Consider the following 12145-nt stretch of genomic DNA (forward strand, 5'->3'; position numbering starts at 1 on the left):
GATCAGCTCCACGTCGGGGGCGAGCTCGTCGAGCAGCCCCCGTGGCCCTCGTCGGCGGCGGCCCTGGCGACCCCGGCCTCATCACGGTGCGCGGGCGCCAGCTCCTCGCCCAGGCCGACGTGGTCGTCGCCGACCGCCTCGCGCCACGGGGGCTGCTCGACGAGCTCGCCCCCGACGTGGAGCTGATCGACGCCGCCAAGGTGCCCTACGGCCGCTCGCTGTCCCAGGAGACGATCAACGAGCTCATGGTGGACCGCGCCAGACAGGGCAAGTTCGTGGTCCGGCTCAAGGGCGGCGACCCGTTCGTGTTCGGGCGCGGCGGCGAGGAGATGATCGCCTGCGCCCACGCCGGCATCCCCGTTCTCGTCGTCCCCGGCATCACCAGCGCCGTCGCGGTGCCCGCCGCGGCCGGGGTGCCGGTGACCCATCGCGGGGTGAGTCAGGAATTTCATGTCATCTCCGTGCACGTGGCTCCCGACGACCCCAAATCCACCGTCGACTGGCCTGGCCTGGCGCGTTCCCAGGGCACCCTGGTGCTGCTGATGGCCGTCGAACGGCTGGCGAAGGTGGCCGAGGCGCTCCTTCGCGACGGACGTGCTCCGGAGACTCCCGCAATGGTGGTGCAGGACGGTACCCTTCCGACCCAGCGGGCGGTTATCGCTTCCCTTGCCACCGTGGCCGACCGCGTGTCCGCGGCTGGGATACGGCCGCCGGCGATCGTCATCGTCGGCGATGTCGTGAGGGTCGGCCAGGAGGTCGAAATGGTTCGAGCGGAGCGCTTGCCGTGAACACGGCCAAGGATGACGGACGGCACGAGTCAGCCGGAGAGCAGACGTTGAGCTTCCGCGCGCTGACCGACGAGGCCCTTGACCAGGGCCTTGACCACGGCCATGAGCAGGGCCATGAGCAGGGCCGGGGCGGCGACGCCCACAACGGCGCCGACACCCGCGACACCCCGGACCGATCCGGCGGCCCCGGCCGAGCGGACCGTTCCGCTCCGGGCGGGGGTGACGGGGCCCGCGGCGGTTCCGGTCGGCCGGATCGTTCCGTTCCGGCCGGTGACGAAGGGGTCGGCGGTGCCGCAAGCCGTCCCGCTTCGGCCGGGGGGTCCGCTTCGGCCGGTGGCTTCGGCGGGAGCGAGCCTCGTGAAGGGTCTCGTGAGGGGTCCGGTACGGAGCCGGGCGGGCGGTTGCCCGTCCGCAAGCCGCGCAGGCCCTCCTTCCGCGAGCCGGCCGCCGAGCCCGCCGTGCGGGAGAGCGGGAGCGACAGCCGGGAGCCCGGCCAGTGGTTCCGCGACACGCCCGCTCCGACGCAGGCACCTTCGCAGGCACCTTCCGAGGCGCCCAGCGGCAGGCCCTCCCTGTTCGAGAAGCCCGCCGCGCTACGACGCCCCACGACGCCCCAGGACCTTGAGGCCCTGCGACCGCCGGCCGGCTTCGACGATCCTGAGCCCCCCTCGGGGCGGCCCTCGCTCTTCGTCAAGCCCGCCTCCCTCGGCGGCCCCGGCGCCCAGCCCGCCCCTCCCGCCGAGCCGGCCCGGGAACAGGGCGAGAGCGTGTGGGTCAGAAAGCCCGCAGACACCGCCCGCCCCGCCGAGCCCTCGACCGCGGGAGACCGCGACACCGCCGACACGGAAGCCGCCGAGTCGGCTGATGCCGAGCCAGCCGCCACTGAGCCGGCTGATGCCGCGCGGGCCGGTGAACCCGTACCGGAAGCCGGCGAAGCTCGGGAAGAGGAGCCGGACGCTCAGCCGTCCGCTGATGAGGCGCTGACGGACGCGCGGCCGTCGGCTGATGGCGCAGACGCGGACGTACAGACAGCAACGGGCGACGCGCTCGCGGCGGCAGAAGCCGGGGATGCACTCGCGGCAGCGGAAGCCGGCGACGTGCTCGCCGGTGAGGACGCCGAGACCGGCGACGCGCTCGCGGACGCAGACAAGGCACGTACCGACGCCGACGGAGCACGTACCAAGGTCGGCCAGGCGCGTACCGACGCCGGGGATGAGCTCGCCGGCGGCGTCGGCGCACGTGCGGATGCCCTGCACGAGACGTCTGACTCCGACCCCGCGGATGCCCGTGGCGACTCTGCGAGCGCGGAGACTGCCGAGGACGCCGAGGACGCCGAGGGCACGGCGGACATGGAGGCTAGCGAGGGCGCTGAGGGCGCTGCGGGCGCGGAGACCGACACGGCCTTCGCGGATGGAGCGACCGACGACCAGCCCGATCCCGGCGACTCCGACCAGCCCACTCCTATCTCCAGCACCTCCGACCAACTCGCGGCCGCGTCCGGTGACCTCGACCAGCCTGTGACCACGCCCGACGACTCCGACCAGCCCGTGGCCGCGTCCGGTGACCCCGACGAGCCTGTGGCCGCGTCCGGCGATTCCGACCACCCCGCGACCGCGTCCGGCGATTCCGGCGAGCCCGCCACCACGGCCGGCGACTCCGAACAGTCCTCGGCCACGTCCGGTGACTCGGGCCTGTCCACTCCCGCAACGGGCACCTCCGAAGCCCCTCTCCGCAAGGGGGAGCGGCTGGAGGACCTGCCCCCCGAGGCCGTCGAGGCGCTCACGACGGCGCTCGACGCCCTGCGCGCCAGCATCGCCGACCTGCGCTTCGGCCTCAACCTCCCCGGCTCCGCCGAAGCCAAGCGCACGCAGGCCGACATCCTGGCCCAGCTCGACAACTACGTGCTGCCCCGGATCAGGACCCGCACCGCCCCGGCCCTCATCGTGATCGCCGGCTCGACGGGCGCGGGCAAGTCCACCCTGGTCAACAGCCTGGCCGAGAAGAACGTCTCGCGTACGGGCGTCCGTCGTCCCACCACCGGCACCCCGGTCCTGGCCTGTCACCCCGAGGACCACAAGTGGTTCGCGGAGGGCGAGCTGCTCGGCGCGCTCCAGCGCCTCGACAAGCCGACCCAGGAAGCCGCGATGGCCGGCCTGGTCATCATCCCGACCGAGAAGCTGCCGCAGGGCGTCGCGCTGCTCGACACCCCCGACATCGACTCGGTGGTCGAGGAGCACCACGAGATCGCGCACCGCATGCTCGACGCCGCCGACCTGTGGATCTTCGTGACGACGGCGGCCCGCTACGCCGACGCCCCCGCCTGGAACCTGCTGCGGCTGGCCAAGGAGCGCGGCGCCCGCCTGGCGATCGTGATGTCGCGGGTGCAGCAGAAGTCCGCCGACGTGGTGCTCAAGCACTTCGGGCGGATGCTGAGCGAATACGGGCTGGGCGACATCGACCGGTTCGTCATCCACGAGGCGGAGGTGGCCGACGGCAGGCTGCCCGACAGCGAGGTCACCGACCTGCGGCTCTGGCTCGCGGAGCTGTCCGTGGACGAGGACCGGCGGGCGCAGGCCGTACGCGAGACGCTGAACGGCGTGCTCAACAGCTTCCGCACCCGCGTGCCCGCGCTGGCCCGGCACCTGGAGTCGCAGGTCGCGTTCCGGGCCGAGCTGCGCAGCGACGTGGAGGCGGCGTACCTGAGCGCCCTCAGCACGATCGACAAGGCCTCCAAGAACGGCTCGCTGCTGCACGGCGAGGTGCTGGCCCGCTGGCAGGACTTCGCCGGCTCCGGCGACCTCATGCGTTCGCTGCAACTGCGCAGACGCGGCCGGGCGGCCAGGCAGGCGCCCGAGCGGGTGCTGGCGTTCAAGGCGGCGGTCCGCACCGGGCTCGAATCGGTCATCGTCGCCGCCGCCAACCGGGCCTCAGAGGAGGTGGCGGCGCGCTGGCGGCACCGTTCCGAGCTGGGCGCCAAGCTCGGGGAGAACCTCGACCGGCCGTCCGACAATCTCGTCCGCCACACCGGCAGGGCCATCGCGTCCTGGCAGGACCATCTGGGCGAGCTCGTACGCACGGAGGGGGTGGCCAAACGGTCGGTGTCGAAGCTCGTCTCGTTCGATCCCGAGGTGCTCTCACTGATCTTCATGGTCGCCATGTTCAGCGGGAGCAACGGCGAAGGGGTGCCCCACAGGCTGGTCAACGCCCTGCTCGGCGCGGAGTCGCTGCGCGGCATCGGCGCCAAGGCGCTCAGTGACCTGCGGGCCAGGATCGGCATGTTGTTCGACGAGGAGGCCATGCGTTACGTGCAAGCGCTCGATTCCGCCGGCATTCCCGACGAATCCGTCGCCACCCGCCTCTATCAGGCTACGTACAACCTTGAGGTCGCGCGATGACCACCATGACCACGAGACCGGGGCTCGCTCCGCGGTTGGCCGCGCTCACCAAGGTGGTGGAGCTGGGCCCGGGGCGGCTGGACAAGAAGCTGCTCGACGAGGCCACCGGGCTGCTGAAGCGGGCCGGTGACCGGCTCAAGCTGTCGTCGGAACACACCGTGGTCGCCCTCGCGGGCGGCACGGGCAGCGGCAAGTCGTCGCTGTTCAACGCGCTGTCCGGGCTGGAGCTCTCGCCCACCGGCGTACGCCGGCCGACCACCGCCCGTACCCACGCCTGCGTGTGGGGGCTGGAGGGCGCGGGACCGCTGCTCGACTGGCTGCAGATCCAGTGGCGGCACCGCTTCTCCCGGGCCAGCGCGCTCGACAAGGGCGACAGCCAGCTGCACGGGCTGATCCTGCTCGACCTGCCCGACCACGACTCGATCAGGGCACTCACCGACACGGAGGCCGACCGGCTCATCGGGCTGGCCGACCTGGTCGTGTGGGTGCTCGACCCGCAGAAGTACGCCGACGCCTCCACCCACCGGCGCTACGTGACAGAGCTGGCCGGGCACGACGCGGTGACCGTGTTCGCGCTCAACCAGGCCGACCGGCTCACCACCGAGGAGCTGGCCGAGCTGGTCATCGACCTCAACGACCTGCTGCGCAGGGAAGGCGTGGAGCATCCCAGCGTCGTACCCACCTCGGCGGTCACCGGTCGCGGCGTCGAGAGCCTCAGGAGCGTCATCGCCACCGCGGTCAGCCGCCGGCGCGCGGCCATCCAGAAGCTCGAGGCCGACCTGCACCGGCTGGAGCAGAAGCTCAGCGAGGCCATGCCGATGGGCGAGGCGCTGTCCGCGCCGTCCACGGTCGACGAGGCCCGCAGGATGGGGCTGACCGACGCGCTGTGTGACGCGGTGGGCGTCCCGGCCGTGGGCGAGGCCATGGAGAACGTCTACGCGGAGCGGTCCGACCAGTGGGTCGGGTGGCCGTACCCGCGGTGGATCGGGAAGTTCCGTACCGACCCGCTGAAGAGCCTGCGGCTGGACGACGTCGGCCAGGAGATCCGCGGCATCACGACCACCTCGGTGAGCGCCCAGTCGGCCGAGGTCGCCAACGCGGTGCAGGCGCTGGCCGACGGGCTGTCCATGGGCATGCACCCGGTGTGGCGCACGGCGGTGCACCAGGCGGCCCGGTCCCGTTCGAGCCAGTTGCCGCAGGCCCTGACGGAGGACCTCACGGAGGTGGCGCCGCAGCTGGACCGCGTACCGGGATGGTGGCGGGCGCTGAAGGTGTGGCAGTACTTCCTGGTCCTGGCGTTCGTGGCCGGGCTGGCCTGGCTGGTGGTGGGCCTGCTCATGCCCGGCCAGCTTCCGCCGGCCTTCGAACTGCTGGGCGAGAGCGCGACGCTGCCGTGGGTGGGGCTGATGATGGCCTCCGTGCTGGGGCTCGGGGCACTGTCGGGCATCGCGTCCCGCAACTTCGTGGAGCTCGGGGCGTCCAGGGAGCGGGAGCGGCTCGAACGGGAGATGAGGCGCAGGGTCGCGGCGGTGTCGACGACCATGGTGGTGGAGCCGGTGGAACGGGAGCTCGGCCGCCATAACGCGTTTTACACGGCTATGCGGGACTTGTCCGTCTGACCCTTCCCAGAGAACCCCAGCCTGAGCCGACGACCGCGCCTCGCAGAACGTTCGGGCCCCGAATGGCCTTGCCCGAACGGCTTTGCGCCAGAACGGCCCTTCACCAGAACGGCCCTTCACCAGAACGGCCCTTCACCAGAACGGCCTGTTCCCGGGCGGTTCCGGGACGACGCGGTGCGAGCGGATGGGGCCGCGAGTTGGCGTAGCGCGAGATGAACGATGATGGCGGGCTCCCTCGGGGCCCGCCATCCTCATACCAAACGCCTCCCAGGAACCCGGGGAGGTGTTTGGCGAGTCTCACGGCCCCCAGCCCATGCCCTGACCAGGGTCACACAGCCGCACCCGCCCGCGAAACCTCCGCTCACCCGCCCCAGACCGCCAAAGTCGCAGACGGCCAAAGCCCGAGACCACCAAGCCGCGGCCGAGGCGGTCATCCACAGCCCCAACCTCCCCCATCCCCTTCATCCACAGAACCCCGTTCGGCAGCCCCTCCCCCCACCCGCACACGGCACCGTGTTCCCAGATCGCGGGCAGCCGGCCCGCCGCACTGGGAGGCATGAGATGAACGACATCTACATCACACTCACCGGCAACGTCGCGGCAGAGCCGAGGCAGTACAGCTTCGACGAAGGCACCAAGGTCACCTCGCTGAAAGTCCTCACCTCACACCGCTACTTCGACAGGAAGACAGGCCAATGGACCGACGGCGACAAGGTCTGCTTCACGGTCCGCTGCTGGCGTGCCCTCGGAGACAACGTCGCGGCGTCGGTGCGTTCCGGCCATCCGGTGGTGGTGTCCGGCAGGCTGCGCATCCGCGAGTTCGGCACTGACGGAGACCGCCGCTTCATGCCCGAGATCGAGGCCAGCTCGGTGGGCCACGACCTGCGCTGGGGCACCGGAGTCTTCACCAAGCCCGAGCGCGGCGGCACGGCTCTGGTGAGCAGGGAGATGCGCGAACGACTGGACGAGGAGACCCGCGACTGGGCGATGGGCGCCCGCCAGCAGCGCCCCCTCAACCGCCCCGAGTTCCGCGAGGACAACGAGCCGTCCTCCACCTATGCCCGCGACCGCCACCCCGCCAGGCACCCGTCCCCGGAAGCCAACGGCGACACACGCACGCTGGTCCGGGACGGCTCGGGCGTGCAGCCCCTGGCCCCTGACGGTGGCAGCACACACTCGCTGGTTTCCGACGGTGGAAGCGCACACACGTTGGTCTCGGACGGCGGCGACGCACGCACGTTGGTCTCGGACGGCGGCGACGCACAGACGCTGGCTCCGGACGGCGCCGACACAGGGACTCTGGGCTCGGCCGATGGAAGCGTACGCCCGCTGGTCCCGCACGACGAGACCATGCGAATGCGGACGCCCTTCGACGCGACTGCAGAAGGGGCGAGCTCGAACCGCATGGCGACTCACACCCAGAGCCCGGCCGACGGAGCCGTCCACCCGCTGGACCCCGACGACGGCGCCGCACACCTACCGGGCTGGGCCGACGGAACTCCCCACAGGCCGACTCCGGACACCGCCGCCGCACCTACGCCGACTTCGGTGGGCAAGACCCCACGCGCCCGGCGGACGAGCAGCGACACCGCACGCACGCCGAAGTCCGGGAACGACGCCACCGTCCGCGTTCTGAACGGCACCGAGTCCGACGACGCAAAGGGCCACGCCGACGAAGGCCGGGCAGCCGGGGGTGGCAAGGCACAACCGAAGGCGAGCGAACGAGCGGCGGCGTAGAGCAGAGCAGCACAAGACGAGTGATGTGTGGGGGCACCGACCAGCATCACCGGCGTCCCCACACCCTCCCCAACCAGCCAGCCGCGCCCCCTGACCGCGCCATTAGCTGAGGGCGGTGGGCAGACGAGGAGTGCGCGCCGACCACCGAGGGCGGGAGCGGTGCGCGGTGGGGAGACGGTGGGGAGAACGGCGCCCGTCACCGAAACCGGGAGCGATAACGGCGCTGGTCACCGAAACGGGAGCGGTGAACGGGGAACCAGGACGTCGCTGGTCACCGAGACCGAGACCGAGACCGAGACCGAGGCGGCGAGCGGTGAGGGAAGGGTATACCTATCACTCATGCCCGGGGCGGTGATTGACGGAGGCATGAGCGGGGCCGGGCCGTGGGCTGGCCGGCGGTGTGGCGTGAGTGCGAGGGCGTGGGAGAGGCGGAATGGAGGGGGAGGGGGCACCGGCCGGGTCCTGAAGACACCCCGATGAGCGACCGATGGTGAGTTGCCCGCCTCAGACGGCTAGAGCATCTGTCATGTCCAGGTCACGCCCCGCACCATGGGCTGCTCCTTTCCCGAACGGCTCTGCATCACGGGCCCGTTCGTGGAGTGAACGGGCGTTGTGGTCATTGCCAACGTATCGGTTCCCATCGCGCAACGCACACTCCGCAATTATTGTGTTACACATCGTTAGTCAGGGAGGAGACGAGATGGCGGTGACCAGTCACGTCCCGATCAAGTCACGCGACGGTGTGTCAACACTGGCCGACCGCTGGCCATTGCTAGGGCAACGTCGCCCGCTCGTGGTCTACCTGTGCGCGATCGTCGCACTTGACGTGGCCGCGATCATCGTGTTCGCGACGTCCACCGTCTTCGAATGGCGCGACCTGCTCATGTTCGGCGCTCTCATGGGATGCGGCGCCGTGTGCATCGAAGCGACCAGGCGCCTGGGCATGCCCGCCGGCGTGTCCCGCGACCTGTTGTCCGCCTGGTGGCTGCCGGTCGCGTTGCTCCTGCCCCCGGTATACGCCCTGTTCGCGCCGATCGTGCTGCAGGTCCTGCTTCAGGTACGGGTGCGGGCGACGGTGCTCTACCGCCGGGTGTTCAGCTCCGCTGCCATCGGGTTGGCCGGATGCACGGCCTCCGTCGTGTTCCACCGGTTCGTGAGCGATCCGTGGGTGCTGTCGCAGGGCGGCGGCCTGCCGATCCTGATCGCCGTGGCGTCCGCCGTACTGTTCTCCCTGCTCAACGCCGCGCTCATCGCCATCGCCGCCCACACGGCCGACCCCGACACCACCTGGCGCGAGGTCCTGTGGGACCGGGAGAGCCTGCTGCTGGACATCGTCGAGCTGTGCCTGGGCGTGACCGTGTCCGTCGGCTGCGGTCTCAACCTGGCCCTGCTGATCCTCGCGTTGCCGCCCGTGGTGCTGCTCCAACGCAGCCTCCTCCATGCGCAGTTGCAGGCGGCGGCCCGTACGGACGCCAAGACCGGCCTGCTGAACGCCGCCGCGTGGCAGCGGGAGGCCGACACCGAGATCGTCCGGGCCCGTCGCACCGGCGACACCCTCGCGCTTCTGATCATCGACATCGACCACTTCAAACGGGTCAACGACGCGCACGGCCATCTGGCCGGCGATCAGGTGCTGGTGGGGGTGGCGTCGACGCTGCGCGGCCAACTCCGCGAGTACGACGTGGTGGGCCGGTTCGGAGGCGAGGAGTTCGTGGTCCTGCTGCCGGGCGCCGACATCGACGAAGCCCGCCGGGTGGCCGAGCGTCTGCGGGTGCGTATCGGTCACATGGCCGTTCCCGTTGACGCCACCTTGATCAGAGTGACGATCTCGATCGGGGTGGCGTTGATGAGCGTTCACGGCGATGACCTGATCGACCTGCTGGCGGCGGCCGACCTGGCGCTTTATCGGGCGAAGGAGCTGGGCCGAGACCGCGTCTGCATCCCCGCCGTCCAACCCCCGCCCCCAACTCTTCCCAACGACCCGGCCGTCTGATGGACACGTCGGCGCATCGTCGCGTCGTCGCCTCGGCGCATCGTCGCGTCGTCGCCTCGGCACGTCGTCGCCTCGTCGCCTCGTCGCCTCGTCGCGTCGATGCATCAGCACATCGGCACCTTCGTCCAAGGTTCTGCTCCTGTTGTCTCATTCCGTTCCACCTGGCGCGATCTTGTAGTCCCCTGTCTCCAGCTTCGACCGGCGCGATCTCGTGGTCCCTGCCTGCGGCTCCGATTGGCGCGATCTCGTAGTTCCTTGCCTCCGGCGCCGATTGCCTCGCCCTCCTGGGGCTGATTGCGCGCCTCGCACCACCAACCATCACGGCTCGCATCGCCCTGGTCGCGCCCGGTTCTGTGCGGGAGCGGGGGTGGTGGGGACGGCGGTGGTCGTGGGGATGGTGAGGGGTGGGCAAAGCAGGTTCCAAGCCATACTCCGGTGGAGCGTCGGAAGCCTGGCCTGGGAGCCCCTAAGCTAGAGGACATGCCGGAGTACATCTACACGCTGCAGCGCGTGCGCAAGGCGCACGGCGACAAGGTTGTCCTTGACGACGTCACGCTGTCGTTCCTGCCCGGAGCCAAGATCGGTGTTCTAGGGCCGAACGGCACGGGGAAGTCGACGCTGCTCCGGATGATGGCCGGCCTGGAGCAGCCGTCCAACGGTGAGGCGAAGCTCATGCCGGGCTTCACGGTCGGCATGCTCCAGCAGGAGCCGCCGCTCAACGAGGAGAAGACGGTCCTCGGCAACGTGCAGGAAGGCGTCGCCGAGACCATGGCGATGCTCCAGCGCTACAACGACATCGCCGAGCAGATGGCCACCGACTACAGCGACGAGCTGCTGGAGGAGATGGGCAAGCTGCAGGACCAGCTGGAGCACCGCAACGCCTGGGATCTCGACAGCCAGCTCGAACAGGCGATGGACGCGCTGCGCTGCCCGCCGCCCGACGCCGACGTGACCACGCTGTCCGGTGGTGAGCGCCGCCGGGTCGCGCTGTGCAAGCTGCTGCTGGAGGCGCCCGACCTGCTGCTGCTCGACGAGCCCACCAACCACCTCGACGCCGAGAGTGTGCAGTGGCTGGAGCAGCACCTGGAGAAGTACGCGGGCACCGTGCTGGCCGTCACCCACGACCGCTACTTCCTGGACAACGTCGCCGGCTGGATCCTGGAGCTCGACCGGGGCCGCGCCTACGCCTACGAGGGCAACTACTCCACCTACCTGGACGCCAAGGCACAGCGGCTCAAGGTGGAGGGGCAGAAGGACGTCAAGCGGAAGAAGCGCCTCGAGGACGAGCTGGAGTGGGTGCGCTCCAACCCGAAGGCCCGCCAGACCAAGAGCAAGGCCCGGCTCCAGCGGTACGAGGAGATGGCGGCCGAGGCCGACAAGCACCGCAAGCTCGACTTCGACGAGATCCAGATCCCGCCGGGCCCGCGCCTGGGCACCACGGTGATCAAGACCGAGAAGCTGACCAAGGGGTTCGACGACCGGCTGCTCATGGAGGGGCTGACGTTCGACCTGCCCCGTAACGGCATCGTCGGCATCATCGGCCCCAACGGTGTCGGCAAGACCACGCTGTTCCGCATGATCACCGGCAGCGAGACGCCCGACGCCGGCTCGATCACCGTGGGCGACACGGTCAAGATCTCCTACGCCGACCAGAGCCGTGGTGGCATCGACCCCGCCAAGAACGTCTGGGAGGTCGTCTCCGACGGGCTCGACCACATCAAGGTCGGCAACGTGGAGATGCCGTCGCGGGCGTACATCGCGGCCTTCGGGTTCAAGGGGCCCGACCAGCAGAAGAAGGCCGGCGTGCTGTCGGGCGGCGAGCGCAACCGGCTCAACCTGGCGCTCACCCTCAAGCAGGGCGGCAACGTGCTGCTGCTCGACGAGCCCACCAACGACCTCGACACCGAGACGCTGTCGTCGCTGGAGAACGCGCTGCTCGACTTCCCGGGCTGCGCCGTGATCACCTCGCACGACCGGTGGTTCCTCGACCGCATCGCCACCCACATCCTGGCGTGGGAAGAGGGGTCGAACTGGTTCTGGTTCGAGGGGAACTTCGCTGACTACGAGAAGAACAAGATCGAGCGCCTGGGCGCCGACGCGGCCCGTCCGCACCGGGTGACCTACCGCAAACTGCACCGCGACTGATCGGCCCTGACCGGACGACCCCGATCGGTTGATCGATCGGCCGCCCGGTTGATCAGTCGGTCGCCCGGCCGTTCGGGCGACCGTCGGGCGAACTTCGCAGCTCGGTCGATTCAGCAGAGACGCTGATTCGGCCGAGCTGAGTGCTGTCGGGGGGTCGGTCTGTCGGGTGGCGCAGGGGTTCAGGCGGTTGAGTGGTGGAGAGGCTCGCTGGGCTGGGCGCGGAGGCCAAGCAGAGCCCGCGGAAGGGCCCGTAGCAGGTCCGGCGGCAGGTCCCGCGGCGAGCCGTGGGACGGGCGCCGCGTGCGGCAGCGAGTGCGGCCCTGAGGACGGGCCAGGGGGCGGCTGCTGCGTCCGATTTCGAGGTTGAGGTCCGTGCGGCGTTGTGGGGGTGGCGTTGGGCAGGCTGGTCGGTGCGGTGCGGTGCGGTGCGGTGCGGTGCGGTGCGGTGCGGTGCGGTGCGGTGCGGTG

General features: G+C 70.5%; 6 protein-coding genes. All 6 read left to right on the forward strand.

Going from position 1 to position 12145, the window contains the following annotated elements:
• Positions 1-788: uroporphyrinogen-III C-methyltransferase (gene cobA / locus ABFX54_RS23640; protein ID WP_346108104.1), on the forward strand; the 788-nt coding region annotated here is incomplete at its 5' end.
• A gap of 401 nt (positions 789-1189) precedes the next feature.
• Positions 1190-4183: a dynamin family protein gene (locus ABFX54_RS23645; RefSeq protein ID WP_346108106.1), complete on the forward strand. Its 2994-nt coding sequence runs from the start codon at positions 1190-1192 to the stop codon at positions 4181-4183.
• Positions 4180-5802: a GTP-binding protein gene (locus ABFX54_RS23650; protein ID WP_346108108.1), complete on the forward strand. Its 1623-nt coding sequence runs from the start codon at positions 4180-4182 to the stop codon at positions 5800-5802. The genes ABFX54_RS23645 and ABFX54_RS23650 overlap by 4 nt, the downstream gene beginning before the upstream one ends.
• A gap of 561 nt (positions 5803-6363) precedes the next feature.
• Positions 6364-7539 (forward strand): single-stranded DNA-binding protein, encoded by a 1176-nt coding sequence (locus tag ABFX54_RS23655; RefSeq protein WP_346108109.1) that lies wholly within the window; start codon positions 6364-6366, stop codon positions 7537-7539.
• 700 nt (positions 7540-8239) lie between these two features.
• Positions 8240-9532 (forward strand): sensor domain-containing diguanylate cyclase, encoded by a 1293-nt coding sequence (locus ABFX54_RS23660; protein ID WP_346108111.1) that lies wholly within the window; start codon positions 8240-8242, stop codon positions 9530-9532.
• A 480-nt stretch (positions 9533-10012) separates the two neighbouring features.
• Entirely contained in the window at positions 10013-11677 is a 1665-nt protein-coding gene (ettA, locus tag ABFX54_RS23665) for an energy-dependent translational throttle protein EttA (protein WP_346108113.1), read from the forward strand.
• Positions 11678-12145: the final 468 nt, after the last annotated feature.

It is taken from the genome of Nonomuraea maheshkhaliensis (assembly GCF_039529435.1).
GTDB classification, from domain to species: Bacteria; Actinomycetota; Actinomycetes; order Streptosporangiales; family Streptosporangiaceae; genus Nonomuraea; species Nonomuraea maheshkhaliensis.

Bases quoted from the DNA above. Each gene is read 5' to 3' on its own strand.
- ABFX54_RS23660 (WP_346108111.1), top strand. From the start codon at position 8,240: ATGGCGGTGACCAGTCACGTCCCGATCAAGTCACGCGACGGTGTGTCA.
- ABFX54_RS23655 (WP_346108109.1), top strand. From the start codon at position 6,364: ATGAACGACATCTACATCACACTCACCGGCAACGTCGCGGCAGAGCCG.
- ettA (WP_346108113.1), top strand. From the start codon at position 10,013: ATGCCGGAGTACATCTACACGCTGCAGCGCGTGCGCAAGGCGCACGGC.
- ABFX54_RS23650 (WP_346108108.1), top strand. From the start codon at position 4,180: ATGACCACCATGACCACGAGACCGGGGCTCGCTCCGCGGTTGGCCGCG.